The sequence below is a fragment of the Qingshengfaniella alkalisoli genome (assembly GCF_007855645.1).
Classification (GTDB): Bacteria; Pseudomonadota; Alphaproteobacteria; order Rhodobacterales; family Rhodobacteraceae; genus Qingshengfaniella; species Qingshengfaniella alkalisoli.
In genome coordinates this window covers 377,900-403,423 of record NZ_CP042262.1, presented here as the reverse complement: position 1 = coordinate 403,423, position 25,524 = coordinate 377,900, and the positions used below count along the sequence as shown (strand labels likewise).

24 protein-coding genes and 2 pseudogenes are annotated in these 25,524 nt (G+C 56.8%); 16 read left to right on the top strand and 10 right to left on the bottom strand.

What is annotated here, in order from left to right; translation table 11 throughout:
- Positions 1-42: 42 nt before the first annotated feature.
- From FPZ52_RS19610 to FPZ52_RS13275, 6 genes and pseudogenes are all read left to right on the top strand, one after another.
- Positions 43-541 (top strand): annotated as a pseudogene (locus FPZ52_RS19610) (DDE-type integrase/transposase/recombinase); the annotation flags it as partial.
- A gap of 394 nt (positions 542-935) precedes the next feature.
- A complete protein-coding gene (locus FPZ52_RS13295) occupies positions 936-1,934 on the top strand; it encodes an iron-siderophore ABC transporter substrate-binding protein (protein WP_146366141.1) in 999 nt (332 codons plus the stop codon).
- A gap of 92 nt (positions 1,935-2,026) precedes the next feature.
- A complete protein-coding gene (locus FPZ52_RS13290; RefSeq protein WP_420851721.1) occupies positions 2,027-2,956 on the top strand; it encodes a FecCD family ABC transporter permease in 930 nt (309 codons plus the stop codon).
- A 5-nt stretch (positions 2,957-2,961) separates the two neighbouring features.
- A complete protein-coding gene (locus FPZ52_RS13285; RefSeq protein ID WP_420851714.1) occupies positions 2,962-4,005 on the top strand; it encodes a FecCD family ABC transporter permease in 1,044 nt (347 codons plus the stop codon).
- A complete protein-coding gene (locus tag FPZ52_RS13280) occupies positions 4,002-4,802 on the top strand; it encodes an ABC transporter ATP-binding protein (RefSeq protein WP_146366068.1) in 801 nt (266 codons plus the stop codon). Before FPZ52_RS13285 ends, FPZ52_RS13280 begins: the two co-directional genes overlap by 4 nt.
- A 152-nt stretch (positions 4,803-4,954) precedes the next feature.
- A complete protein-coding gene (locus tag FPZ52_RS13275; RefSeq protein ID WP_146366067.1) occupies positions 4,955-7,099 on the top strand; it encodes a TonB-dependent siderophore receptor in 2,145 nt (714 codons plus the stop codon).
- Positions 7,100-7,525: 426 nt separating this feature from the next.
- Here FPZ52_RS13275 and FPZ52_RS13270 read toward each other — a convergent pair.
- From FPZ52_RS13270 to FPZ52_RS13245, 6 genes and pseudogenes are all read right to left on the bottom strand, one after another.
- Positions 7,526-7,672, bottom strand: a pseudogene (locus FPZ52_RS13270) (IS5/IS1182 family transposase); the annotation flags it as partial.
- 361 nt (positions 7,673-8,033) lie between these two features.
- Entirely contained in the window at positions 8,034-9,263 is a 1,230-nt protein-coding gene (locus FPZ52_RS13265; RefSeq protein ID WP_146366066.1) for a metal-dependent hydrolase family protein, read from the bottom strand.
- Between the two features lie 43 nt (positions 9,264-9,306).
- Positions 9,307-10,617 carry a TRAP transporter large permease gene (locus FPZ52_RS13260; protein WP_146366065.1) on the bottom strand — a complete coding sequence of 437 codons (1,311 nt, stop codon included), beginning with the start codon at positions 10,615-10,617 and terminating at the stop codon, positions 9,307-9,309.
- Position 10,618: 1 nt separating this feature from the next.
- Positions 10,619-11,149, bottom strand: coding sequence for a TRAP transporter small permease (locus tag FPZ52_RS13255; protein WP_146366064.1), 531 nt, complete (start codon positions 11,147-11,149; stop codon positions 10,619-10,621).
- Positions 11,146-11,778 carry a TetR/AcrR family transcriptional regulator gene (locus tag FPZ52_RS13250; RefSeq protein WP_168201357.1) on the bottom strand — a complete coding sequence of 211 codons (633 nt, stop codon included), beginning with the start codon at positions 11,776-11,778 and terminating at the stop codon, positions 11,146-11,148. Before FPZ52_RS13250 ends, FPZ52_RS13255 begins: the two co-directional genes overlap by 4 nt.
- A 54-nt stretch (positions 11,779-11,832) precedes the next feature.
- On the bottom strand, positions 11,833-12,960 hold the full coding sequence (locus FPZ52_RS13245; protein ID WP_146366062.1) for a C4-dicarboxylate TRAP transporter substrate-binding protein: 1,128 nt from the start codon (positions 12,958-12,960) through the stop codon (positions 11,833-11,835).
- A 326-nt stretch (positions 12,961-13,286) separates the two neighbouring features.
- Here FPZ52_RS13245 and FPZ52_RS13240 point away from each other — a divergent pair, with 326 nt between their 5' ends.
- Genes FPZ52_RS13240 through FPZ52_RS13215 form a run of 6 tightly spaced genes read left to right on the top strand, consistent with a single transcriptional unit; the run spans position 13,287 to position 18,503 of the window.
- Positions 13,287-14,258: a tripartite tricarboxylate transporter substrate binding protein gene (locus FPZ52_RS13240; protein ID WP_205758631.1), complete on the top strand. Its 972-nt coding sequence runs from the start codon at positions 13,287-13,289 to the stop codon at positions 14,256-14,258.
- A gap of 12 nt (positions 14,259-14,270) precedes the next feature.
- Positions 14,271-14,744 carry a tripartite tricarboxylate transporter TctB family protein gene (locus FPZ52_RS13235; protein ID WP_146366060.1) on the top strand — a complete coding sequence of 158 codons (474 nt, stop codon included), beginning with the start codon at positions 14,271-14,273 and terminating at the stop codon, positions 14,742-14,744.
- A gap of 4 nt (positions 14,745-14,748) precedes the next feature.
- Positions 14,749-16,284 carry a tripartite tricarboxylate transporter permease gene (locus tag FPZ52_RS13230; RefSeq protein WP_146366059.1) on the top strand — a complete coding sequence of 512 codons (1,536 nt, stop codon included), beginning with the start codon at positions 14,749-14,751 and terminating at the stop codon, positions 16,282-16,284.
- Entirely contained in the window at positions 16,281-17,099 is an 819-nt protein-coding gene (locus tag FPZ52_RS13225; protein WP_146366058.1) for an SDR family oxidoreductase, read from the top strand. Before FPZ52_RS13230 ends, FPZ52_RS13225 begins: the two co-directional genes overlap by 4 nt.
- Positions 17,093-17,851: a FadR/GntR family transcriptional regulator gene (locus FPZ52_RS13220; protein ID WP_146366057.1), complete on the top strand. Its 759-nt coding sequence runs from the start codon at positions 17,093-17,095 to the stop codon at positions 17,849-17,851. Before FPZ52_RS13225 ends, FPZ52_RS13220 begins: the two co-directional genes overlap by 7 nt.
- Positions 17,841-18,503 (top strand): RraA family protein, encoded by a 663-nt coding sequence (locus FPZ52_RS13215; protein ID WP_168201356.1) that lies wholly within the window; start codon positions 17,841-17,843, stop codon positions 18,501-18,503. Before FPZ52_RS13220 ends, FPZ52_RS13215 begins: the two co-directional genes overlap by 11 nt.
- A gap of 222 nt (positions 18,504-18,725) precedes the next feature.
- On the opposite strand, the gene FPZ52_RS13210 is transcribed toward FPZ52_RS13215, so the two are convergent.
- A complete protein-coding gene (locus FPZ52_RS13210) occupies positions 18,726-19,739 on the bottom strand; it encodes a cyclase family protein (RefSeq protein ID WP_146366055.1) in 1,014 nt (337 codons plus the stop codon).
- Positions 19,724-20,659, bottom strand: coding sequence for a 3-hydroxyacyl-CoA dehydrogenase NAD-binding domain-containing protein (locus FPZ52_RS13205; RefSeq protein ID WP_146366054.1), 936 nt, complete (start codon positions 20,657-20,659; stop codon positions 19,724-19,726). The genes FPZ52_RS13210 and FPZ52_RS13205 overlap by 16 nt, the downstream gene beginning before the upstream one ends.
- A gap of 107 nt (positions 20,660-20,766) precedes the next feature.
- Between FPZ52_RS13205 and FPZ52_RS13200 the strand changes: the two genes are divergently transcribed.
- Genes FPZ52_RS13200 through FPZ52_RS13185 form a run of 4 tightly spaced genes read left to right on the top strand, consistent with a single transcriptional unit; the run spans position 20,767 to position 23,412 of the window.
- Positions 20,767-22,092 (top strand): short-chain fatty acid transporter, encoded by a 1,326-nt coding sequence (locus tag FPZ52_RS13200; RefSeq protein ID WP_146366053.1) that lies wholly within the window; start codon positions 20,767-20,769, stop codon positions 22,090-22,092.
- A gap of 10 nt (positions 22,093-22,102) precedes the next feature.
- On the top strand, positions 22,103-22,408 hold the full coding sequence (locus FPZ52_RS13195) for a YciI family protein (protein ID WP_146366052.1): 306 nt from the start codon (positions 22,103-22,105) through the stop codon (positions 22,406-22,408).
- Positions 22,409-22,699, top strand: a complete 291-nt coding sequence (gene catC, locus FPZ52_RS13190) for a muconolactone Delta-isomerase (RefSeq protein WP_146366051.1) — start codon at positions 22,409-22,411, stop codon at positions 22,697-22,699. It begins immediately after the preceding gene.
- Positions 22,696-23,412 (top strand): SDR family NAD(P)-dependent oxidoreductase, encoded by a 717-nt coding sequence (locus FPZ52_RS13185; RefSeq protein WP_146366050.1) that lies wholly within the window; start codon positions 22,696-22,698, stop codon positions 23,410-23,412. The genes catC and FPZ52_RS13185 overlap by 4 nt, the downstream gene beginning before the upstream one ends.
- Positions 23,413-23,471: 59 nt before the next feature.
- On the opposite strand, the gene pcaD is transcribed toward FPZ52_RS13185, so the two are convergent.
- Positions 23,472-24,254: a 3-oxoadipate enol-lactonase gene (pcaD, locus tag FPZ52_RS13180; RefSeq protein ID WP_240804453.1), complete on the bottom strand. Its 783-nt coding sequence runs from the start codon at positions 24,252-24,254 to the stop codon at positions 23,472-23,474.
- Positions 24,251-25,162 (bottom strand): LysR substrate-binding domain-containing protein, encoded by a 912-nt coding sequence (locus tag FPZ52_RS13175; protein WP_146366049.1) that lies wholly within the window; start codon positions 25,160-25,162, stop codon positions 24,251-24,253. Before FPZ52_RS13175 ends, pcaD begins: the two co-directional genes overlap by 4 nt.
- Positions 25,163-25,524 lie beyond the last annotated feature (362 nt).

Here is a 25,524-nt window from a genome sequence, read left to right as displayed (position 1 = left end):
CTGGAACCGCGATAATCGCGGTTATACCACTAGGCCCAATCATCGGCTGGTCGGCTTGGCGACAAATGGCATCTGGACGAAGTGGCGATCTCGATCGCTGGCTGTAGCGGGCTGTCGAGCAGGAGTGCTTCGTTCTGGATGCGCTGGTTCAAAGCAGGCGTGACCAGTGCGCTGCGCTTGGGCTCATGGGCAAGCTGTTGAAGCAGCAAGGTCAGATGCCACGCGTGATGATCAGATGATCACCGACAAACGGAGATTATGCGGGGCAGCGAAGAGTCAGGTCATGCCGGGTGTCGAACACCGCTCACACCGAGGTTTGAACAACCGGGGCGAGAACGCTCACAACCCATTCGACTGCGCGAGAAGATCATGAAGCGCTTCAAGTCGCCACAACACTTGCGGCGTCTTGTTTCTACCGATGAACAAATCGTGAAACATGGTTCACCGGCCACGTTTCAACATAACGTCTGCCGAATTCAGTGACCGCCGTGGTGATGCCATGAAGATGTGGCGCGAAATCGCACAGGTCGAGGTCGCCTAAATGACGGGACGCGGCATAAATTGTGCACTCGGTCGGTTAGCTTTACCGTGTCAGGCAGGCGGCAGAATCGGATCCGCCTGTAGACGCGATACGCTCTTCGACAGGCTTGACCAAACCAAGAGTAATGGTTGGTTGGCGGTTGTTATTGCTTCGGAGTCGAGGATTTTCTGAACCGGAGGAAACTGGTGCAATCAGGACAACCGGATCGGTAGAGCAGAAAACACTCATAAGCTGATGGCTCTTGTCGAGACAATTCCACACGCGCCTTGTTGCGCATGCAAAACCTACAGGCCAGTGAAGGCCGATCTTGTCCGGTTTGGTTGCCGACAATTGCCTTGACGCGCTGGATATAAAATGAAAAGGCGACCTAAATTATCGGGATATGCGCCGCATGATGTTAAGACTCCAGAGCATAGCGATTTCTCTGACGATTGCAGCCTTGTTTGCCTCAGCAAATATGGCTTCAGCCGATGATGCAACCGGGAGATTCCCCGTTGTTATCGAGCACGCATATGGCAGCTCCACGATCGAAAGCGAACCGGAGCGCATTGCAACCGTGGCATGGGCGAACCACGAGGTGCCATTGGCACTTGGTGTCGTTCCTGTAGGATTTGCTGCGGCAAACTTTGGTGACGACAATGGAGACGGAGTACTGCCCTGGGTCAGTGACAAGCTTGACGAACTGGGGGCAGAGGTGCCGGTGCTGTTTGATGAAGGCGATGGTATCGACTTTGAATCAGTCGCAGCGACGGCGCCGGATGTCATCCTTGCGGCCTATTCCGGTCTGAGCAGGGCGGATTACGAGACCCTTAGCATGATCGCCCCCGTGATCGCCTTTCCGGACGCGGCATGGGGAACCGATTGGCGTGACATGATCCGGCTCAACAGTGCGGGCATGGGCATGTCGGCGGAGGGCGAAGCGCTGATAGCGCAGATTGAAGCAGATATCGCCGGGACCGTGCAAGCGCACCCTGAACTAAGCAACAAGACCGCAATGTTCATCACCCATCTGGATGCGACGGATCTCAGCCTTGTACGATTCTACACGGAGAATGATACGCGGGTGAAGTTCTTCCATGACCTTGGACTGGCGTCACCGCGCAGCGTTGTCGAGGCCAGCGTGAGTGGAAAATATTCGGGCGAGATCAGCGCGGAACTGATAGATGTATTCAGTGATGTCGACATCTTTGTCACCTATGGCGGTGAATCTCTGTTAACACCGCTACAAGCCGATCCTCTGACATCCCATATGCCCGCCATCGTGAATGGAGCCGTTGTCTTGCTGGGTAGCAACCCGGTCGGGACAGCAGCCAATCCCACGCCCCTGTCCATCCCGTGGGTGCTGGATGAGTATGTGGGGCTCCTGGCCGAGGCCGCCCGAAAAGTTGAATGACACCGATGGTAACCACATCAACGATGCGATGGTGGCATTCCCGCATCTGTTGTTATTTCCTGACGTTCGTGGTTGTTGCCGCTCTTGGCCTGATGTCGGTCGCGATCGGCACGCGCACGGTTCCTTGGGGTGATATTTGGGCGGGGCTTTCCGGCAATCTGGAAACGATCGGGCAAGCCGCTGTGGCAAAGCGCATCCCCAGAACTCTCCTGGCGGCGATTGCAGGTGCGGCGCTCGGACTTTCAGGCGCAATCATGCAAGGGGTTACACGCAATCCACTGGCCGATCCGGGTATTCTTGGCGTCAACATGGGAGCGGCGCTCGCGGTCGTGATCGGGGTCGCATGGTTCGGGATGGCAGGCGCTCAATCCTATGTCTGGGCCGCCGTGGTCGGCGCGGGCGCGACGGCCATCTTTGTCTACGCCATTGGTTCGCTTGGACGAAGCGGGGCTACACCACTGAAACTCGCTTTGGCCGGAGCCGCAACATCGGTGGCATTCTCATCACTTATTCTCGCCATAGTCTTGCCGCGCAACGACATCGCTGGCGGTATTCGCACTTGGCAGATCGGCGGGGTCGGTGGTGCGACCTTCGAGTCCATCCAACTCGTCTGGCCCTTCCTGTTGATTGGTTTCTTCATTAGCCTGTTGTCGGCGCGCAAATTGAACGCCTTGGCACTTGGAGACGAGTTGGCCACGGGAATGGGCGAGAATGTTGCGCTGGCACGTGCTATGGCCGCGCTTGGAGCGATCCTTCTCTGCGGAGCGACGACGGCTGTCTGTGGACCCATTGGCTTCGTTGGGTTGGTCGTGCCCCATGTTTGTCGCCTGCTCGTAGGTGTTGATCACCGCTGGCTCTTGCCGTTTTCAGCGCTGACCGGCGCGGGTTTGCTGTTGATGGCTGATATTGTCGGGCGCATCATCGCACGCCCAAGTGAGCTGGATGTGGGCATAGTCACTGCGTTCGTCGGAGCGCCAGTCTTCATCTGGATCGTCAGGCGTCAGCGGGTGCGGGAGCTATGAACCGCATGTCATCCGCTCCGATGATGGCGGTCGACAAGGTTGCCGCCAGCCGCCTTCGACGCTCAGGAAAACGGCGGGTGGTGATCACCGCACTGGTTGCGGTCATGTTTGCGGCCTTCGTCCTGACGCTTCTTCTGGGGCAGTCGTTTACGTCTCCTTCTGACGTAATTCGTGTCCTGATGGGACAGGATGTGCCCGGCGCGAGCTTTACTGTCGGCCAACTGCGTTTGCCCCGCGCCGTCCTATCCTGCCTTGCGGGTGCATGCTTCGGGCTGGGTGGGGTTGCGTTTCAGATCATGCTCCGCAATCCGCTGGCAAGTCCCGATATCATCGGGATCAGCTCCGGTGCCAGTGCCGCAGCGGTCTTCGCAATCGTGGTTCTGCAACTTGATGGTGCGACCGTATCTGTCTTCGCCGTGGTCGCCGGGTTGGGGGTTGCCATGCTCGTTTATGGCCTGGCGTCCAAGAATGGCGTCGCGGGGACACGGCTGATCCTTGTCGGGATCGGGGTATCAGCGATGGTCGAAAGCTTCATCGCCTACACGCTATCGCAGGCACCTTCTTGGGATCTGCAGGATGCAATGCGCTGGCTGACCGGTAGCGTAAACGGCGCACAGCTGGATCAGGCGCTGCCGCTGCTACTTGCGTTGGCGGTTGGCGGTGGATTATTGCTGAGCCGGTCGCGTGATCTGGATGCGCTCCGCCTTGGCGATGACACGGCAGCCGCTTTGGGCGTGGGCGTCGCGCGAACCCGAATTATCGTGATTGTTTCGGCCGTCACGATGATCGCAGTGGCCACAGCTGTAACCGGCCCCATCGCATTTGTGGCTTTTCTGTCTGGGCCCATCGCGGCCCGAATGGTCGGGCAGAATGGCTCTGTCCTGATACCCGCCGCACTGGTGGGGGCAGTACTCGTGTTGGCTGGTGACTATGCAGGGCAATTCTTACTGCCAGCTCGCTATCCCGTGGGTGTTGTGACCGGCGCGCTTGGCGCACCGTACCTGATCTATCTAATCGTGCGGGTTAACCGTGCGGGAGCATCGATATGACCGTCGCACACAGCCTTTCCACAGAAAATCTTTCCGCAGGATATGGCGACAGTACCATTCTTAGCGATCTACACCTCGCTGTCCCCCCGGGGGCGATTACAGCCATTGTCGGTGCAAACGGATGCGGAAAATCAACATTGCTGCGGGCGATGTCGCGGCTGCTGCCGGCGTCAACGGGACACGTTATGCTGGATGGGAATGACATCCATCGAATGCCAAGCCGCGAACTAGCACGAACGCTTGGCTTGCTGCCACAGTCCCCGATTGCGCCGGAAGGGATTACCGTCGCCGATCTCGTCAGCCGCGGACGCCACCCACATCATGGGCTTTTGTCGCGGTGGACCCGTGAAGACGACATAGCAGTGGCCAAAGCATTGGAAGCAACTGGAACCGTCGATCTTTCCGAGCGTCCTGTCGACGAGTTGTCAGGTGGGCAACGCCAACGGGTATGGATCGCGATGGCTTTGGCACAGGAGACCGAATTGCTGCTTCTCGACGAGCCCACGACGTTTCTGGATGTCAGCCATCAAGTGGAGGTGCTGGACCTGCTCGTCGATATGAACCGCGATCGTGGGACAACGATCGTGATGGTGTTACACGACCTGAACCTCGCTGCACGCTATGCCGATCATCTGGTCGCGATGTCCGATGGCCGCCTACACAGTTTCGGCAAAGCTGAAGACGTATTAACTGAAGCCACGATAGAAAGCGTCTTCGGAATGCCAAGCCGCATAATATCCGATCCGACATCGGGCAAGCCGATGATATTGCCGATAGGCCGACATCGGATGGCTTAGGGTCGCATGAACACGGGTGCCCATTTTGAAAGCGTTCAGCAGCCTGCCTTGGTAAATCTTGACTAATTTTGTCAGTACAGGCTTGTCTGCGGCTCACATGACCGTTATCGGCAGGGAACAAACCTGATTAAATGACTAGGCAAAGGTTTCCCATGTCATCCGACACATTCAACATCCTGAACGGCTCTCGCACCCGTTCTGCATCGCTGGCCATGCTTCTTGGCTGTACGGCACTTGTCGCCGTGCCAACGGGCCTGCACGCCCAGAGTGCCGAAACGAGCGACGAACCCTTCCGTCTTGCTCCGATCATCATCTCGGTTCAGGGCGAAGCAGATGACGACGTGAACTCGGTGGTGGCAAAGGAACTCTGGGTCGGCGGCAAAGTCGCAACAAGTATTCTCGATACGCCCGCATCTGTTTCCGTCGTCACGGAAAAGGAAATCGAAGAGCGTGACGCCGAAACCCTTGAGGAAGTCCTGCAATATTCGCCAGGCATCATCACCGATTACTATGGCAGCGATGACCGGAATGACTATTTCCTGATCCGCGGTTTCCAGGCGACAACCTACCGTGACGGGATGACACTGGGATCGATGCGCGGCGTGCGGGAAGAACCCTTTGCCTATGAGCGCATCGAAGTGATCCGTGGCTCGAACTCTACCTTGTTCGGTACGGCAGACCCGGGTGGATCGGTGAACTTTGTGAGCAAACAGCCGAAGTTCGAAACCTTTTCCGAAGGGTATTTGTCCTACGGATCTTTTGATCATGCCGAACTGGGCGTTGATTTCGGTGATACGTTGAATGCCGAGCAAACGCTGGCCTACCGCTTCACCGCGAAGTTGCAGCAAAGCGATCTGGAATACGACCATTCGCAGGACGACGAAACCTTCCTGATGGGCGGTGTGACGTGGGAGCCGACGGACTACACCTCATTGAGCGTGATCGTCGACCACCTCAACCGCGAGGGTACGCCCAACAGTGGCGGCTACCCGCTCGACAAGGAATACGACCGCAGCGACTTCTTCGGCGAGCCCGACTTCAACTATCACGATGTGGAACGCACGAGTGTTTCGGCGCTGTTCACTCATGATTTTGGCACGGGTCTGATCTTCCGCGCAAACGCGCGTTACAGCGACCTGACAGATGATTTTGGTTATGTGTATCTGTATGATTTCGAAGGGCGCACCGGCACCGTTCTGGACCGCTATTACTTCGGCACCGATAGCTCAGCCGAAGAGCTGATCGGCAACGCTATACTGCAATACGACACCAGTTTCGACCGTTTCGACAGCAGTACCCTTCTCGGGCTGGAATACCGAAATGCATCGACCGAGGACACGTCCTATTACGGACCCGCAGCATCTATTGATGTGGCTAACCCGGTTTATAGCGGCAAGCCAGATAATCTGGATGCCTATCAGGAGCGCAAAAACGACTACTCGACCCAATCGGTTTTTCTGCAGCAAAACGTTTCCTTCGATGACCGGTTCATCGCTACGCTTGGGGTCCGCCATGACTGGATGGAATTGGCTAGCAAAGGTCAAACTTACGGTGCTGCATTCGATGACAGTGACGACTTCTCGGAAACCTCGTTCCGTGGAGCGTTAACGTACAAGGTTACTGACGAGATCTCGACCTACGCCAGCTATGTGGAATCGGTCGCACCGCCCTCCATTGGTGTAGATCCGGAACGTGGTGAGCAGTATGAGCTTGGCGTCAAATATGAACCGCTCGGCTATAACGCCCTGTTCTCGGCGTCGATTTACGATCTGACCAAGAGAGACGTTACCATTGCAGTGGTTCAGAGCGACGGTCGGATCGAACGTGAAACTGTCGGTGAATCCCGTGTCCGTGGTATAGATCTGGAAGGTAAGGCCGAGCTGTCCGAAAACCTCAGCGTAATCGGGTCCTACTCCTATCTCGATTCAGAGGTCGTTCGCGCGGCGGCCCTTCGTGATGGTACAGAAATCGAGGGCAATCAGTTCGCGTCAACACCGAACCACATTGCCTCTCTATGGGTCAACTACACCGTACCGGGTAACGAAGCGCGAGGTGACATGACCTTTGGCCTTGGTGCGCGTTATATTGGATCGTATTACTTCAACGCAGCAAATACGTCGAAGAGCGATGCGACCACGACGTTTGACGCTGCTTTGACGTACCAGATTATGGACGACACGGATCTCGCCATCAATGTCAGCAACCTGCTTGATGAACAGCACGTTGTTGGATCTGGCACGGCCAACTACTACAGCCCAAGCCGATCGATATCAGCCACCTTGCGACACCGATGGTAAAACTTGGGCCCCCTGGAACGGGACAGACGTTCTGGGGGGCGGTTAAGTTACTTAATCTAATCCGAATTCCGCGTAGCGTAGGTTTTTGAGACCTGATGCTGATCGTGATTTATCGGATGTCGCAGTTGCGACAAGCCCGGCAAGATTTCGCGGAGCACCATGTTCGCAAAAGTCGGAAGCAGGTCTGCCCTGTGTGGACTGAAGTACCGGCTCGTTCCGAAGGCCATCAAGAGACCTTTCGATACTCACCCAAGACACACCGCTGTGGCTGCCTATGTGTTGGATTGTTGGATCGCAGGGTCATGAATATCCGGAGCGTTCCGTATCCATAAGCCCGACCGGGCCAGTCTGTGGCTCCTCGGATGGCTCGGGGTAGCACTGTTGCACAAAGAAGGTGTTATCCGACCTCCCTTTCTCCAGACGGACCTATCCTGCTGACTTGGCGACAGGGATGCCAAGCGAGGTGTAGCCGTTCAGCACAGCAGCGCAGACCTGGAGTTCAGCGACCTGACGATCAAAGTCGCGTGCCACGTGGCTCTGCCCCAAAAGCTTCACGCAAGTCATCTTCGTTCTGGTATCGCATGCCCTGAGGCCACTTCGGACTTTGAAGTGCTCTCTGCAGACGAGATGGGGGATTTCGGGATCGCACGGATGCGGAGAAGCCCGCATCGTTGAATAGGGCTCCATCGGTGACGGCACGTCGATACGGGTTCTCTCGCTCTCTACAGCCGCAGTGGCGTAGAAATAGCGAGAGGGGTTACTAGGCGGCGCTGGCCCGGCCGCATCGACGGTGACCGAGACGTCTGCGGTCGAGGACAAGGTCGAGATCATGCTCACCAATGGCTGGCGGCTGGATGTCGCGGTCTCGATCTACACGACGGTGTCCCTTCGCGCCCTGGAGTTAACGTGACACCTTGCCCCGATGTGCGCGTCGTCAGAGGCTGTTCTTCACCAACGCACCATCCTTCATGATCACAGGCATATGCGCACCCTGATCAGCAAGAAGGGTCAGGTCATCCAACGGGTTTCCGTCGACGAAGATCAGATCGGCAAAAGCGCCTTCCTTGATAGCACCGATCTGGCCGTCCATCCGCATCACCTTGGCTGCGTCGAGCGTGGCGGAGCGGATGACGTCGTGGGCAGGGATATGGCGGCCGCGCAGTTCGAATTCGCCCGATTGGTGCGGCTGCATACCGCCCAGCAGGTCGGAGCCGTATCCCATCAGCGCGCCTTCTTCGTGGAGCATGGTCAGGGCCTCTATGCCTGCGTCCAGAACGACCGAGACCTTTTCGACGGATTCGGGTGGCAAGCCGAAGCGTGCCCCATCCTTGGCCAGCAGTTCGTAGGTGATGTTGGTGGGGATGACGGCGGCGCCCGCCTCGACAACGCGCTTGACGGTCTCGCGCTTGATCAGATTTGCGTGTTCGATGGAATAGAACCCCGCATCAAGCGCACGGTTGATCGCCTCATCGGTATAGAGGTGGCCCGAGACATAGGTTTCGGCATTGCGTGCTTCTTCGACGGCGGCTTCGAGTTCGGCCATGGAAAAGCCGAGGAAGCCGATGGGGTCGGTGGGAGAAGAGACGCCGCCATTGGCCATGACCTTGATGAAGGTCGCGCCCGCTTTGATTTCTTCGCGACAAGCGCGGCGCACATCGTCTACGCCGTCGACGACGCGGCCCATCGCGCCAATCTGCCCGCGGTAGAATTCGACGCTGCGGGGATTGTAGCGTCCGCGATAATCGGTGTGCCCGCCGGTCTGGGACAGTGCCTTGCCGCAGATCACCAGGCGTGGCGCGGTAATCAGGCGTTCTTCGATCGCATCGACGATCCCCTGATCCGCGCCGCCCAGATCGCGAACGGTGGTAAAGCCACGCATGATCATGTTCTTCATCAGCCCCATCGCGCGATAAGCGAGAAGGGAATTCTGGACCTCGGCATTTGCGCCCAGATTGGCGTCGGTGGCGATCACATGGACATGACAGTCAATGAGGCCCGGAAGCACGTGGTGCCCTGCGGCGTCGATTTCGGTTTCGGCGGTGATTGTGACCTTGTCCGCGACTTCCCGGAAACGGCCGTTTTCGATCACGATGTCCTTGGGGTCGGATGCCCGGTCGGTGGAACCGTCGACGATGCGTGCGTTGCGGATGATCTTCATGGACATTGGTTTATCCTTGTTGGTGTTTGAGTAGGGGAGCGTCCGTGCTTCAGTTGTACAGAAGCGACGGCAACCAGAGCGACATTGCGGGGATCAGGATGATCAGCACGAGCGCCACGAAATCCATGACGATGAACCATGTGACGCCCTTGAAGACCTCGGGTAGGGTAACGAGGTTTCCGAGCGCGCCCTTGATCACATAGACATTCAACCCGATGGGGGGCGTGACCAGACCGACCTCGAGCAGCTTGATGACGATGATGCCGAACCACACCGCGTTGATGCCCGCGCCTTCGACCAGCGGCAGGATCATCGGCAGTGTCAGCAGCAGCAAGCCGATGGAATCGATCAGCATCCCCAGCACAAGGTAGATCACGGCAACGGCAAAGAGAATCCACCATTGGCTTTCGCTGACGGACAGCACCATGTCGGAGAAAGCCATGGGCAATTGGGACAGCGCGAGGAACCGGGTGAAGAGAACCGACCCGATCAGGATCAGAAAGATCGAGGCCGTGCTTTGTAGGGTGCTCAGGATCGCTGTTTTCAGCGCGGCGCGCGTCAGTGTCTTGCGGATCGCGGCAATGCAGGCGGCGAAGAATGCGCCAAGCGCGCCGGCCTCGGTCGGGGAAAACACGCCCGAGAAAATTCCGCCAAGGACCAGCAGGATCAGCGTCGGGAGCGGCCATATCTCCTTGAGCGCTTGGATCTTTTCAGCGCGTGTCGCGTTGATCTGCACATCGCCCGCAAGGGACGGGTTGGCCTTCACCCGCATCATGATCATCATGACGTAAAGCAGCGCCGAGACGAGCCCCGGAATGAAGCCTGCCATGAAAAGCTGACCCACCGACACCTGCGCATAGACCCCGTAAAGGATCAGCAGAACGCTGGGCGGGATGAGCGAACCCAGCGTGCCCGATGCGGCGATGGTTCCGGTGGCCAGCCCCTTGTCGTAGTTGTTCTTCAGCATCTCGGGGACGGCGATGCGCGACATTGCGGCAGCCGTCGCTACGCTCGAGCCGGACGCTGCGGCAAAGAAGGTGCAGGCCCCGACACTGGAAATGGCCAACCCGCCCGGCAGACGTGCGAGAAACAGGCGCAGGGCCGAAAACAGCCCGCTCGTCAGTTTCCCTTCGGTGGCGAGATACCCCATGAACAGGAACATGGGCGCGGCTGTGAGTTCCCATTGCCCGATGAAGTCATAGGGCGTGGCGGAAACGACGCCCCAGGCGACGCGCATATTGGTGATTTCGGCGATCCCCACGATCGAGACAAGGCCCAGCACCACGCCGATAGGCATGCGCAGGGCGATCAGGATGAGGGTAACGGCTACGGCAATGATGCCGACGGTCGTGTTGTCCACGTTACAGAGCCTTTCTGTAGCGGATGGCCTTCAGCAGGTTTGCAAGAACGGCAAGCAGGATGCCGGCAAATCCCAAAGGCAGCGCCCAACGGCTGGGCCAGATGTAGAAGATGAAGTTCGACATAATCGTTTCCTGCCGCGTGGTGGAGGTCCACGCATCGAGGATGCTTTGCCGAAGCATCATTCCGAAGAAGATCAGCCCGAGGAGACAACTGAGCAAATAGAGCGCGAATTGAAGCCAGTTGGGCATCATCTGAACGAACAGGTCCACGCGGATGTGTTCGTGCTTCAGCTCCACGTAGCCCATGGGCAGCATGACCAGCAGGATCATGTAGTAATAGGAAACGATTTCCAGAGTGCCGATCAGATTGACGGTGCCCGTTGCCCGCGCGGCCACGTCAAGCGTGACGTGAAGCATCATCAGAATCAGCGCGACGGCGGCACAGATCACGAAGCCCTTGTTCAACAGGCGAATACCCGTGTCGAGGGCGCCGACATCTTCGTCTTCGTCTGTGTCTCGGGTTTGGGTCATATGTTCAGTCCCTTGTCGCGTGCATCGCGCGCGAGCTTCAGCAACCGTTTCCAGTAGTCGATCGTTTCGCGGAACAATTCCGGTTCCTCGCGCCAGATGGTTTGTGTCGCCATGCCCCTTGCGAGGCACATTATTGCGGTGATCTCGATCTTTTGGCGCATCCGTGTTTCGGGATCATCGCCCGAGCCGGTGACACGTTCCCAAACCCGGCCATAGGCCTCGTTGAATTCTGTCGCGACCGGGATCAGGGCTTCGCGAATTTTCGGGTCGGTGCGTGATGCATTCACGAATTCCATCGACACCATGTAGAGATCGCCGGAAAAGCGTTCCCACACGAAGTCGATGAACTGGTCCACGTCGATGTTTTCCTCGACGACGGATTTGGCGCGGTCATCGGCCGCGGCGATTTCGCGGTGCAGGAGCATTCTGAGGGCTTCGGCCATCAGCGCCTCCTTGACCGGATAGTGGTGCAGGAGTGCACCGCGAGAGACGCCCGCCCGTCTGGCTACCTCGGTCGTGGATGTGTTGATCAAGCCCTTGTCCAGGATGCAGGACAGGGTTGCCTCCAGAATACTGGTGGTGGTTTCCAGGCTGCGTTCTGCTTGGGTTCGTCTATTGTGCGCTGGCATTGGTCCGCTCCGGATCATGGCGTATGGGGGGGCCATCATGACCCCCGCCAACCCTTACTGAACGCCGTAGGTCGCAGCGTCGATCTTGCCGTAGATTTCATCTATGGCAATCTGCGCGAGCGCGTCCGGATCGTTGCGGTCCACATCGGCCAACAGGTCTTCCCATTTTTCATAGGTGGCGATGAAGTCGTCGATGATTTCTTTGCCATTATCGAGGCCGTAGGTTTCGGCAGCTGTCGTATAGGCCGTGTCCACGGAATTCGCGCGATAGTCATCGGCGGACGCCTTCAGGTCGTCGCCCGGCTCATAGACATTGTTGCCCTTGGCCTTGGCTTCTTCGAGGCTGGATTCAGCAGCGCCCAGATATTCCACGATCATGTGCGACATGGCCTGTGCAGTCGCCTGCATCAGGATTTTGCGCTGTTCGGTGGTCAGGTCCGACCAGAAGCCGGGGTTGTAGCCCCATTGCGGGCCGGTCCAATACATGCCCGTCGACAAAAGCGTCGTGTGTTCGGCCACCTCCCACAAGGAGCGGTCGATCAGGTCGTTGGCGGCGTTTGACGCACAATCGAGTGTGCCGCGTTCAAGCCCCGTATACATTTCGCTCGAAGGAACGTTGACGGGGATGCCGCCGGCCTGTTCGACCCATTGAGAGACGCTGGATCCGGCTGTTCGAATGCGCTTGCCCTTGAATTCATCCAGTGTGCGAACGGGCTCACGACAGAACAGGATGTAGGGCGGGGTGGCATATGAACCCAGATAGACGACACCTGTATCCTGCCATTCCTGAAGTTGTGCCTCATTGTTCATGCTGAAATCAGTCGATGCGAAGATCATCGTCAGGGGGTCAGAGTAGTTGAAGCCAAGTTCCTGTACGGTGTTCGCGACAGGCATCTCGGACGGGGTGTAGACTGCGGCGTGGTGGGCGACCTGAACAACGTTGTCACGAATGCCTTGAAGATTGGCGCGCGGGGCGAGCAAAACCGTACCGGTGTAAACCTCTGGCACGAGATCACCGTCCGACAGATCCTGAACCATCTCGGCCCATTCGACATAGCCGTATTTTGAGTGCGGGTGCTCCGCTGCATAGAACGAGTTTGCGGTAAATGTTGTTTCGGCGAATGCGGCTCCGCTGATCAGGCCGGTTAATACTGCACAACCTGCGGTCAGTTTGAGTTTCATGGTTACCTCCTTGTTGTTTTGGTGCGTTGACTATGAGTAAGACAAAGACAAACAGTCAAGACTGTTTGTAAATTATACGTTCAAGCAGGTCACAGCGGCACGATGCTCATAGAAGATCGTCAACTGCATCAGACAAGCGGCTCCTACGTATACTCCTGAAAATGCTGCATCAATCAGTCTTCAGCAATCTGGCAACGCCAGCGAGTACAACGGAACTTTGGTTGCCGCTCCTTTTACAAGCTTGACATATGACATAAGTCATGAGGTAAGTGTGTGCCACGTCTTGGGAGATTCGAGCCGCTCTGGTTCGAATAGGGAGGAAAATGATGAAGAAGACTACGATAGCAGTCTCGGCCGCTCTGGCGGCGCTAGCGGGCACCGCTGGTGCCGCAATGGCTGAGTGGCCGGAACGCCCGGTCACAATTATTGTGCCTTGGTCAGCCGGTGGGGGAACCGATGCGACAGCGCGTGCGGTAGCAGCGGAACTTGAAGAGCGTCTCGGACAACCCTTCAATGTGGTCAACCGGACAGGTGGGGGTGGTCTTGTCGGTCACATCACCATCGCGAACTCGGCAAATGACGGCTACACGCTGGGTGTCATTACCATCGAAACCACGATGTATGATGCCCAAGGCATACCAGGTGCAGCACCGGAGAACTTCACACTTATCGGGCGCTTTAACGCTGATCCAATTGGCATCAATGTCCGTGCGGATGCGCCTTTTGAAACCGCCAACGATCTTGTTGATGCCGTGAAGGCCAGCCCGGGTGATATCAAAGCTTCCGGTGCAAACCGAGGCGGTCTGTCACACCTGGCTTGGGCAGGATTGCTAAACACGTTGGATATTGATCCTGAGGCTAGCCCATGGGTGGCGTCTGACGGGTCCGCGCCGGCAATGCAACAACTTGCAGCGGGCGCTATTGATGTTGTGTCGACATCACCAGCTGAGGCACGTTCGCTTGTCGAGGCAGGTGAGGCCAAGACACTGGCTTTGCTATCTGGCGAACGTTCTGAAGCATATCCGGAACTGCCGACAACGAATGAACTGTTTGACATTTCCTGGTCGCCCCTTCCGTTTCGTGGACTCGCTGGTCCAGCAGATCTTCCTGAAGAAGTCGTCGCAATACTTTCGAGCGAGTTGAAAGCAATTACAGAAGATCCCGAATTCAATGAGTTTATGGATTCACGTGGGTTCTCCGTCGCCTATCAGGATTCGGAGACATTCACGAAAACAGTGAGTGACTCACGCTCCAACCTCGTTGATGCGATGAAGGCCGTCGGCCTGGCGCAAGAATAGCCGACGCCCGTCATGCGCATAGATAACCGCCTGTTTGGTATTGCGATTGTCCTTTTGGGGGCTGCAGTGATCTACGAGGCGCGACATCTTCCCAAAGTTCCGGGGTCAACATTTGGCCCCGGACTGATGCCCACGATTATCGGGATCTGTTTCTCGGGGCTGGGCATAAAGATTGCCCTTTCCGCATTCATGAAACCTGCGGATGGCATGCCTCTTGTCGATTTCTCTGCGTGGAATAACCAGGGACGGGGGATCATCGCGGCCATATGGACCTTGATGGGAGCGCTGCTATCCATTCTGTTCCTGCAGCCGATCGGATTTCCGCTACTGGCCGTCATATATGTGTTTCCGCTCATGCTCTTGATGAAAGCCCGTCCGGTACCGGCTGCGATTGTGGCCGCGACCACGGTGCTGGGACTGCACTACGTGTTCACAAATATACTTTTCGTGCCGCTCCCATCCGGCCTGCTTCCACTTCCCTGGTGATCCAATGAGTTCATCTGCACTAATTGAGGCGTTTGGCATAGTTTTTCAGATGCCCGTGCTACTCGCCATATTGGGCGGCGCTGTCTACGGGTTGTTTATCGGTGCCGTCCCGGGTCTGACAGCAACCATGGCAACCGCACTTCTTGTGCCGCTGACATTTTATCTCGATCCGGTGCCCGCCATTTCATTGATTGTTGCAACGACGGCAATGGCAATCACGGCGGGCGATATTCCTGGCGCGTTGCTGAGAATTCCGGGCACGCCTGCATCTGCAGCGTATGTCGATGAAGCGTATGCGATGACGATGAGCGGGCGAGCAGAAACCGCACTGAGCATAGGTATATTTTTCTCTGCTTTAGGCGGCCTGACAGGGGCGGTGGTTCTCCTGATCGTTGGCCCACTGCTTGCGAAGATTGCCCTGAACTTCTCTAGCTTCGAGTTTTTCTGGCTTGCCATGCTCGGCCTGATGACCTCGGCTATGGTTAGTAGCAAGGATCCCGCGAAGGGATTTGTATCACTCCTGATAGGCCTTCTTATTGCGACAGTTGGGCTAGATATCACAAGCGGTCAGCCTAGGTTCACGTTCGGATCCGTTGAACTCATGGGTGGTGTCAGCTTCATCCCCGTAATGATTGGTATGTTTGCTTTTGCAGAAGTTCTTCGCGGGTTCTCGGCGAATGCGGCTTTTCCGCCGGTCCCGGATACATCATCGGTTCGTCCGTTTCATGGCATGGGGAAGCTGCTCAAGAAGTATCCTCTAAGCTTTATTCGCGGCGCGTCTCTTGGCACCAGCGTAGGCGCTTTGCCCGGTGTTGGTGGTGATGTAGCCGCGTGGATCGCCTATGGCATGAGCCTGCGGTTCTCGAAGACGCCGGAGAAGTTTGGCAAGGGACATGAAGAGGGTCTCATCGAGGCCAGTTCGTCAAACAATGCGGGTCTATCGAGCGCTTGGATACCGGCACTTGTCTTCGGCATTCCCGGAGATGCCGTGACAGCGATAGCCGTAGGCGTTCTGTTTATGAAGGGCTTGAATCCGGGGCCACGGCTGTTCGTGGAAAACCCGGCTATGCCGACAGCCATTATCCTGACGTTCTTCCTGGCGAACTTGCTGCTTCTTGTCATCGGCTACGTTGCCATCAAGGGAGCGAGGCACATCCTGTCGGTCCCGCGTTCATTTGTCGTTCCAGTTATCCTGATCTGCTGCATTCTTGGATCATACGCGATCAATAACACAGTTTTCGGCATTGGAATTATGCTGGTTGCAGGTCTTGCGGGTTACATACTCGAAGAGAACGACTTCCCGATTGCACCCATCATCCTGGGGCTGGTTCTGGGACCGGTTCTTGAACGAAACTTTATCATGTCCATGCAGATTGCCGACGGCAATCTACTGGGCTTCTTCAGCAGGCCTATCGCTGCCGTCTTAGGTGTCATTGTCTGCACAATACTCTTGCTGCCACTGCTGCGGGTCATTCGACGCAGTAGCAAGCAGAAATCCTCATCAATCACATATCCTGAAAACTACGAGGCCAAGAAATGAAAGATCCGTTCAGCGTCGAAGGCAAAATCGCGATTGTGACCGGAGGCTTAGGACAGCTTGGCACCCAGTTCAGCACCTCGCTCGCCGAAGCCGGCGCAAAAGTGGCGATCTACAGTCGTCGTCCGTTTTCTGAAGAGCAAACGAAAGAAAAGTTCGGTGAGGCTGCAAAGAATATCCGTGTTTACGAAGCGAGCGTGACCGAGAAGGATCAGCTTCAAGCGGCTACCGATCAACTCATCAAGGATTGGGGTGTGCCGCATATCCTCATCAATAACGCAGGGATCGACTCCAAGCCGGATGGTCCTGCATCTCAGAATGCGCCTTTCGAAGACTATCCGCAGGAATTCTGGGACGACATCATCAAAACGAACATGACCGGTGTGATGCTGACCAGTCAGGTGGTCGGAACAAAAATGGCCGAAGAGAGGCGCGGATCGATCATTCATGTCGGGTCGATGTATGGAATGGTGTCTCCTAATCAGGCGCTCTATGCATATCGTCTGGAGCGCGACGGCGAGCCGTTTGTGAAAGCGATCTCCTACGCGGCGTCAAAGTCCGGCCTTCTGAACATGAGCCGGTACCTTGCAACCTACTGGGCCGAGAAGAACGTCCGATCCAACGTCATTACCTGTGGTGGCGTAAAGACAGCCACGTTCGATAAGGAATTCATCGATGCGTTCCTTGATCGTGTGCCAATGCGTCGTCAGGCAGAGATCGACGAGTTCAACGGCGTCATCCGCTTTCTTGCGTCAGATGCTTCGTCTTATATGACGGGATCAAACGTTGTGTGTGATGGAGGCTTCACAGCATGGTAGAACCTCGGACGGCACGTGCTATTCCACGCGAAAACCTACGTCAGTTTGTTTCCGACGACCTTGAGGGAAGGATACTATCTGGTGAGATCGCTATAGGGGAGAGACTGCCGTCCGAGAGTGAGATTGCCAAAGAATATGGCGTGAGTACCCGATCTGTGCGGGAGGCCATCCAGATCCTCGAAACCAAGGGTCTGCTCCAAAGGCGTCATGGTGAACGGACCAGAGTCGTTCGCAATGACGTTGGTGAGTTTCTTGGCACATTGACCACCACAGTTCGACAGCTTTTCGCCAAAGATAGAGATTATCTGGTGCAGTTGATGGATGTCCGGCGGATGATCGAAGTCGAAGTTGCCGGGATACTTGCCGGAAACTCGGCACCGGTCGCTTTGGATGTGAGCCGGTCCCTGGAGGCAATGCATGACGCGGCGAGGAATGAAGACTTCACTTCGTTCACCACCCATGATGCGGCCTTTCATCTGGCGTTGGTGAAATCCACGGGAAACGATATTCTCGCGGTACTCTACGACAATTTACACAATCTGATCACGGAAGTTATCCGTGTTACCAGTCGTGTTCCGGTCAAGTCTCTCGAGGAGGCTTACGCAGAGCACAAAGAAATTTTCACCGCTATTCATGCCGGCGATCCTGATCACGCACGATCTGTCATGCGCAGGCATATCGAAAACAGCAGCGGCTATCTGCATGTTGCTATCCTGAACGCACGCAATGAGGAAAATCCTGATGGATCCTAAATTCGACTATTCCGATACCGACTGGGACACGATCAAACGGCTCAGCAAATGGTACTCCGGGGATATCCACGACAGCATGGAGGGTCTCGGGCTATGGGGGCATCTGCCGGGCATATCCTTATTTGGAAAGCTGAAAGATGGTGACGTGATCTGCGGGCCAGCAGTAACTGTGCTTTTTGAGCCGAGTGACCGGAAAGGCGAGCCTCAGGACGTCTACCACCATGCAATCGACAATGCACCGGAAGGCGGCATCATGGTCGTTGATGCATCCTGTGCGGATGGTGCCTGTTCCGGTGAGCTGATGTCCACGGGCGCAAAAGTGAAGGGGCTTGCCGGCACAGTCGTGAACGGGACCGTTCGTGATCTGCCACAGGTTCGCGAATTGGGTTATCCACTTTTTGGCACGCACCCAAGTCCCGTCGGCGTCACAGGAAAGAAAGAACCCAAATATTCACAGGTGCCTATTAAGATTGGCGAGACCACAATCAAACCAGGAGACATTGTTTTTGCAGATGTCGATGGTGTCGTCGTGATCCCCAAGGAGCATGCGAAGGCCGTCGCAGATGCGGCAGAAGCTTTAGGCGCAAATGAGGCCGCCGCAAGAGATCGGCTATTGTCAGGTGAGAAGTTGCAGTCAGTTTGGCCTGCATGAAGCTACGTTTGAGCCAGATTGAAGGTTAACATGCCGAGAGAAATGCTCGGCCATCTTGGAGGCAGCGGATCGTTTTTATGGATACGATCCGCCGTTGCGCGTAATGCCTTCTCGTGCGCCGCACGCACTGGCATGTCCACTTTACGCCGACCTCGGCGAGTTAACCTGACAACTTGTTGGCGATCTATCTGACCCGACAAGCTGTGCTGCTTGTGTGACGGCCTAGATCGTCGCCACCGGAGTGACCGGCGAGCCTATCGATCCCCGCAAATAGAGTGCGGGCGCGGTAAGAAACACGGCGCTTCTGTTGTTCCGGGCCAAGGCTTCGGCGAGCTCCCTGAAATACCATAGCTCTGCCAAGGGCATCCCGAGCTTGAACAGGCAATGATGGTGCAGGGGCAAGCGCAAGCAGCAGGCATGTGGATCGGCGTTCGGGTTCTCGACGGCGTAGTTGTCAGCGGCGATAGCCGCGATCCTGCTATCGGTGATCCATTGGTGCAGCGCGGTATCGGTTCCGTCCAGTACTGCGCCTGTTTGGCCCAGACGGTCAGCATCCGGGTCATCTTGCATATCCCACAAGGCTTCCGCGTACCCCGAACGCAGCATGAGGATGTCACCCTCGCGAATTTCGAGCCTCTGTGCGGCGATGACCTCCTCAAGCTCTTTGCGGCCAATGATGACGCGATCGGTGCCGAAATGCCGAACGAAATCGACGAGAACGGCGCGTCCTTGTATGGGCGATTTTGCCATTTCGGATGCGGACAAGCGCTTGGCAAAGGACGCATGCTGACTGTTGGGTTCGGCACCGAGCACGTCTACCTCTGCGCGATGCCCGTTGTAATAGCACCGCTCGGGAACACCGTCGCCATCCGCGTCGAAAAGTGCCCCGACATGGGCAAGGGAGTCCCATTGCGTTGAATACTGCGTCGAAAGCACCACCTGGTCATCGCTCAGAACGTCTTTCAGAACCGGGTCCGTGTTGCTGAGCGGATAGTTGATATAGGGTGTGTCGCCAAGATAGGTCGGCGCAAGGCGCGGCGGCTTGCGGCGCGGGTTCAGCACGACCTTTCCGGGAAGATCAAGAGGAAGCGACAGGCAGAAACTGAGCCCTTCCCGGATCTCGTCAGCCGCGGCACGTCGTTGTTCCGCTCCGATGTAGTTCAGCGTGCCGAGCTGATCGTCGGCCCCGAAGTCACCCCAGTTCGACCCTTCCGGGCGGTTTACCCATTCTGGCATGGCGAATTCTCCTCATTTGTTTCGTTCTCACCGTCCTGCGAGAGGGACGCCATGTTCACCAATGTCGGCAGGAGATGCTCGATCCGTTCGATTTTCTCTCGCTGCGCATCGTCCCATTCATAGAAACCGCGCCCGGTCTTGCGCCCCAGGTCCCCGTTATCGACCTTCTTTACAAGGCACGTCGCAGGTTCCTGGTGTGCGTCTAGATCCGGATAGAGATACCTTGCGATATTCAGATGAATATCAAGTCCGTTCAGATCGCGTTGTAGCAGCGGACCGATGAGCGCCAGCCGCACGCCCAGTGAATATTGCGTCACGATATCAATGGTTTCAGCGTCCGCTACACCGGAATCGATCAGGTGAAAACATTCGCGCAGCATCGCGTGCTGAAGCCGGTTGGCGATGAAACCCGGAATGTCCGCTGCCAGGCGCGCGACCTTCTTGCCCGATGTCTCCAAGATGCGGGTGATACGTTCCACGGTCTCGGTGCTGGTGGCATCGGAAGGGACAACTTCCACTGCAGGGATCAGATCGGCCGGGTTAAAGAAATGCGTGATGACAAACCTGTCCGGGTAGATCATCCCGGCCGTAAGCTCGGCCGTTCTCAGGCCTGACGTGTTCGATGCGATGGTTGTGGATTCGTCGAAATACAGCTCGAGATCGGCAATGATCCTACGCTTGAGGTCTAGATTCTCGGGCACGGCTTCGATGATTATGCCTGCGTCGCGCCAGTGCTGCGGAAGATCCTGCAAGGATGAGTGCAGGCTGGGTCCATGATGGGTGCCGGAGAAAAATTCCTGCGCCTTTTCCAAAGCTTCTGCCGAAGGATCGACCAATGCCACCGGGTGCGAGGCGCGAATGAAATGTCTGCAAATGCGCAGCCCCATGGTTCCGGCGCCGATGACAACGATGCGCTCCATGCGTGCTCCTCCATATTTATCTGTTGACATTATAACCCGAGATCAGTGATCAGCAATGCCAATTAGTTTGACTCAAAGCGGGGCGGGAGGCCCCATGGGAGGAACTGTTGAAAGCACTGGCCGAATTTTTCACGCGTATCGTTAACCGGTACATGCCGGACCCATTGGTCGTGGCAATCATTCTGACTGCGTTGACTGCGGTTTTCGCGATGCTGTCGCAAGGTGTCGGATTCATCGAGGTCAGCCGATACTGGGGCGATGGCTTCTGGAACCTGCTGGCCTTCACCATGCAGATGACCGTTATCTTGCTGGCAGGATATATTCTCGCGCGCACACCGGCGGTCGACAAGCTGATGGACAAAGTCGTCGCAGGCATCACGACACCGCGCGCCGCGGTCATTGCCGCAACCTTGTTTGGCGGGGTTGGCAGCTGGTTGAACTGGGGGTTCGGCCTGGTGATCGGTACACTGATCGCGCAGAAGCTGGGCCGCAAGGTGCCCGGCCTGCACTACCCGCTGGTTATCGCAGCAGGATACTCAGGTTTCGCGGTGTACGGTGTCGGCCTGTCAGGATCGGTGCCGCTGTTGCTGAACACGCCGGGGCATTTCATGGAAGATACCATCGGTATCATCCCGCTCGCTGACACGATATTTTCACCATACGTCATCACGATGAACCTGATTCTTCTGGTGACGCTGCCGTTCTTCAACGCGATGCTGCACCCGAAATCGGCAGAAAGTATCATCGAAGCACACCCTGAGCCGGAAACGCCAATTGCCCAGACCAATTCGGAAGAACGCACGTTCGCCGAACGTCTGAACCATTCGCCGGTCCTCGGACTTGGTATGGGGCTGTTCGGCCTGTTCTATGCCGTACTTTACCTGGTCGATGGCGGGGGCATCACGCTGAACTTCGTGAACCTGCTCTTCCTGTTCCTGGGCATGACATTGTTCGTGACGCCCAGCCGCTTTCTGGCCGCAGTTCAGGATGGCGTTAAGGTCGTCAGCGGGATCATTATCCAGTACCCGTTCTACGCAGGGATACTGGCGATTCTCGCCGGATCCGGACTGATCGTCACCTTTTCGAACTGGTTCGTATCGATCTCGAGTGCTGAAACGCTGCCGATTTCATCCTTCTTCTCGGCGGGTCTGATCAACATCTTCGTGCCGTCCGGCGGTGGCCAGTGGGTCATTCAGGGACCGATCATGATGGACGCTGCGGCGCGGCTCGGGGCATCCATTCCGGCGACCGCACTGGCTGTACAGATCGGCGACCAGTGGACCAACATGGTGCAACCATTCTGGCTGCTGCCCGCTCTGGCCATCTCCGGTCTGAAACTGAAACACCTGATGGGCTACATGGTGGTGATCCTGTTTTATCTTGGGGCCGTGTTCCTGTCGACCATCGCCATCTGGGGCTTTCTGACTGCATAGGAATAGACAAATGCCCTGGATGATTGAAACCTTTGACAAACCGGGCTGCGCAGAATTGCGCAGCCAGCTTCGCCCGGAACATCTTGATTACCTTGAGGCGAACAAGTCGCTTCTTCTGGCTTGCGGGGCCAAGCTCGACGACGAAGGGGAGGGCGCAAGCGGCGGGCTTTACCTGCTTGACGTAAATGGACGCGCTCAGGCTCAATCATTCATTGAGCAGGATCCCTTCTTCAAAGGGAACCTCTTTGCACGCGTTGTCGTGACCCGCTGGCGCAAGGCCTATCTGGATAGACGCAACACATTGAACGAGGGTTAAATGCTCTACCACATCAGCATGACGGTGAAGCTGCCGAAAGATATGGACGAGACGACGGCGACCGGGATCAAGGCGCGCGAAAAGGCGTACTCGCAGGATCTGCAGCGCAGCGGTGTGTGGCGACATCTGTGGCGGGTGACCGGGCAGTACGAGAACATCAGCATCTTCGACTGCCGGGACAACGAGCATCTCCACGAAGTTCTGACCGGGTTGCCGCTTTATCCATACATGGAAATGAAGATCACGCCGCTCAACCGGCACCCTTCGTCGATCCACGAGGGAGATCAGTGACTGCATTCGTCCGGCAGGCCGCGGTCGTCACTGGCGGCAGCCACGGCATAGGCGCCGCGATTGCCACCAGATTGCGCGCCGACGGCTTCCGGACCATCGTGCTGGACATTGACGAACCTGATTGCGAGGTGGATCGCTTTGAGCAAGTCGATCTGAGTGACGCAGCGGAACTTCGCGCGGTCTGCAAAAATCTGGCGGCGGTGGAGCCGGTCACCTGTCTTGTCAATAATGTCGGGATCGTTGCGCCGGCTGCCTTGGAAGACGTCGACGTGTCAGATGTCGACCGGCTGATGAACGTGAATTTCAGACCATCGATCATCTGTGCACAGACGTTCCTGCCGATCATGAAGGCACAAAATGGTGGTCGGATCGTGATGAACACCAGCCGCGTGACGAAGGGCAAGGAACTGCGTTCGCTCTATTCCGCAACCAAGGGGGCCGCGCAATCCATGGCACGGACATGGGCGCTGGAACTGGGCGCACATGGCATTACCGTAAACTGCGTTGCACCCGGACCGATTGCCACGGATGCTTTTTGGAATAACAATCCGCCAGACGCGCCGCGCACGCAGGAAATCATCGAGCGTGTACCCGTCAAGCGTCTTGGCACAGGAGACGACGTCGCGAACGCTGTCTCGTTTTTCTGCGCGCCCGATGCCGGGTTCGTCACCGGGCAGACCTTGTTCGTTTGTGGTGGCGTAACCGTCGGGTAAATCCAAACGCGGAAAGGCCGCCCGATGGGCAACCTTTCCGCTGATGTGAAATTTCTTCCCTATTTGGCGACGTGATCACGCAACAGCGTCGTGAAGTGGCTGGGCTGCTCAACACAGGGAAGATGCCCGGCGTCTGCAATCGTTACGAAACTTGCGTTGGAAATGCCGTCTGCGGTCGCCTTCACCAGTTCGGGCGGTGTGGAACAATCATCAGAGCCGCACAGGACAAGAGTCGGCTGTTGAATCTGCTTCAGCTCGGCAGTGTAGTCTGCGTCCCGAATGGCCGCGCAAACATCGGCATAGCCTTGCGCCGGGGTCCGCTCCAACATCAGGCGCCACATGGAAAAGTCTTCCTTGGCGTCGTAACCAGGCGCGAACCACCGGGCCAGGATTGCGTCGCTGATCGCTTGGATGCCGCTGGCGAGGACCGTCTCGATACGTGGGTTCCAAATCTCCGGAGATCCGATCTTCGCGGCCGTATCGGACAATACAAGGTGCGTCATGGTGCCCGCACGCCGCAGCGCAAGCCGCTGCATGATCAGACCGCCCACGGATAAGCCAACACCGGTGAAATGCCCAATCCCGTAATAATCGAGCAATGCCTCGACATCGTCCGTCATTGTCTCGATGCTCAGCGCAGCCGCAGTGTCCTGGCTCAGCCCATGGCCCCGCTTGTCCTGCCGCAGAATCCCCCAGCCTTCCGGTAATTCGGCGACCACGCGGTCCCAGACCCGCAGGTCGGTTCCCAGCGAGTTGGCGAAAACCAGCGTCGGAGCCCCGTCTTGGGGCGCGCGATAGCCGTGATAGATTCCGTTGATGCTCGTGAAGTCTTCGTGCCTCAAATGTGGCCTCCGTCAAAAGTCGTCTCGTCCAGACATGAAAGGAAAAGTTCAAGCGCCGGGCCCACAGGGCCGGATTGATGAACCAGTGAAATATTCGCTGTCACGTCGACATCGGCCAGCGGACGGTACACGACGCCCTTGATGCAAAGGTGCTGTATGGCTTCCGGGACTATCGCAATGCCCATCCGTGCCGCGACGAGGCTAATGATTGACGCAAATTGGGGCGATCGGTGAACGATGTTCGGACTGATCCCCGCTACAGCGCACGCTCGATGCATGGCGGCCGAGAAGCCCGTATTCGGCGGCAAATGTGTCGCCACAAAGAATTCATCCTCCAGCGACGACAGATTTATGGGGGCGTCTGACAACGCCAGCTTGTGCTCTTCGGACAGGGCAAGCATGAGACGTTCCTGACACAGGGTACGCACAGAGATGTTGTCGGGCAGATCCGGATATGGCAAACGCACGATTCCCGCGTCGAGATTTCCTGCCGCGACCTCCGGGACCTGTCGGTCCAGATCCATGATCGAAAGGGTCAGTTGCGTGTCGGGAGTTTTATCCCGGTAGCTGCGAACCAGTTTCGTGAGAACGCCGTTATACGCCGCTGCCCCGATATATCCGATCCGAAGCTCGCCGATCATGCCTTTCCCGGCGCGAATGGCGACGTCTTCTGCGCGTGCGGCATGTCGCAGCACCGCACGCGCTTCGGGCAACAGCAGTTCTCCGGCAGCCGCCAGCGTTACCTTTCGTCGGTTGCGTTCGAACAGCGTTGTACCGATGAGTTCTTCCATTTGCTTCAGTTGAAGCGTCAGCTGGGGTTGGGAAATATGCAGGCGTTCGGATGCACGCCCGAAATGGAGCTCTTCCGCCAGAACGATCAAGAGTTCATAATGCCGCAAAGTCAGCATATGATATTAAATCCTCCCATTTATTTAAATTTACTATAATGGGGTATGCCCTGCGCCACCAGTTATTCTTGGTGTGACCTCAGATAAGTCTGTCGCATCAGATAGTGCGAGCTTGGGAGGAGCACTTCGGACAAGAATTCGCGAAAATGGTCCGTCGCCGGGTGGCTTGCAAAGGTTTATGTCCCTACACCCCGCCACACGCAACTGCGTCGTCATCCCATTCCGAAAACGCGCCGCCCTAGCTGTCCACTACCATCGGCTGCAGGTTCGTGGCGCTTGGAAAGCGGCGACAAGTGCCCTTTGAACGCGCGGCGCAAAGTCCCGGTCGTGATCACTGTCAGTTAAGGTGACAATTCCGCACC

Excerpts from the sequence above, each read along its gene's own strand:
- FPZ52_RS13265 (WP_146366066.1), bottom strand. The coding sequence starts at position 9,263 with ATGTCCATGAAGATCATCCGCAACGCACGCATCGTCGACGGTTCCACC.
- FPZ52_RS13195 (WP_146366052.1), top strand. The coding sequence starts at position 22,103 with ATGCCCTGGATGATTGAAACCTTTGACAAACCGGGCTGCGCAGAATTG.
- FPZ52_RS13255 (WP_146366064.1), bottom strand. The coding sequence starts at position 11,149 with ATGACCCAAACCCGAGACACAGACGAAGACGAAGATGTCGGCGCCCTC.
- FPZ52_RS13220 (WP_146366057.1), top strand. The coding sequence starts at position 17,093 with ATGGTAGAACCTCGGACGGCACGTGCTATTCCACGCGAAAACCTACGT.
- FPZ52_RS13215 (WP_168201356.1), top strand. The coding sequence starts at position 17,841 with ATGGATCCTAAATTCGACTATTCCGATACCGACTGGGACACGATCAAA.
- FPZ52_RS13280 (WP_146366068.1), top strand. The coding sequence starts at position 4,002 with ATGACCGTCGCACACAGCCTTTCCACAGAAAATCTTTCCGCAGGATAT.
- FPZ52_RS13290 (WP_420851721.1), top strand. The coding sequence starts at position 2,027 with ATGTCGGTCGCGATCGGCACGCGCACGGTTCCTTGGGGTGATATTTGG.
- FPZ52_RS13205 (WP_146366054.1), bottom strand. The coding sequence starts at position 20,659 with ATGGAGCGCATCGTTGTCATCGGCGCCGGAACCATGGGGCTGCGCATT.
- FPZ52_RS13295 (WP_146366141.1), top strand. The coding sequence starts at position 936 with ATGTTAAGACTCCAGAGCATAGCGATTTCTCTGACGATTGCAGCCTTG.
- FPZ52_RS13240 (WP_205758631.1), top strand. The coding sequence starts at position 13,287 with ATGAAGAAGACTACGATAGCAGTCTCGGCCGCTCTGGCGGCGCTAGCG.
- FPZ52_RS13210 (WP_146366055.1), bottom strand. The coding sequence starts at position 19,739 with ATGCCAGAATGGGTAAACCGCCCGGAAGGGTCGAACTGGGGTGACTTC.
- FPZ52_RS13250 (WP_168201357.1), bottom strand. The coding sequence starts at position 11,778 with ATGCCAGCGCACAATAGACGAACCCAAGCAGAACGCAGCCTGGAAACC.
- FPZ52_RS13235 (WP_146366060.1), top strand. The coding sequence starts at position 14,271 with ATGCGCATAGATAACCGCCTGTTTGGTATTGCGATTGTCCTTTTGGGG.
- FPZ52_RS13245 (WP_146366062.1), bottom strand. The coding sequence starts at position 12,960 with ATGAAACTCAAACTGACCGCAGGTTGTGCAGTATTAACCGGCCTGATC.
- catC (WP_146366051.1), top strand. The coding sequence starts at position 22,409 with ATGCTCTACCACATCAGCATGACGGTGAAGCTGCCGAAAGATATGGAC.
- FPZ52_RS13225 (WP_146366058.1), top strand. The coding sequence starts at position 16,281 with ATGAAAGATCCGTTCAGCGTCGAAGGCAAAATCGCGATTGTGACCGGA.
- FPZ52_RS13175 (WP_146366049.1), bottom strand. The coding sequence starts at position 25,162 with ATGCTGACTTTGCGGCATTATGAACTCTTGATCGTTCTGGCGGAAGAG.
- FPZ52_RS13230 (WP_146366059.1), top strand. The coding sequence starts at position 14,749 with ATGAGTTCATCTGCACTAATTGAGGCGTTTGGCATAGTTTTTCAGATG.
- FPZ52_RS13275 (WP_146366067.1), top strand. The coding sequence starts at position 4,955 with ATGTCATCCGACACATTCAACATCCTGAACGGCTCTCGCACCCGTTCT.
- FPZ52_RS13285 (WP_420851714.1), top strand. The coding sequence starts at position 2,962 with ATGTCATCCGCTCCGATGATGGCGGTCGACAAGGTTGCCGCCAGCCGC.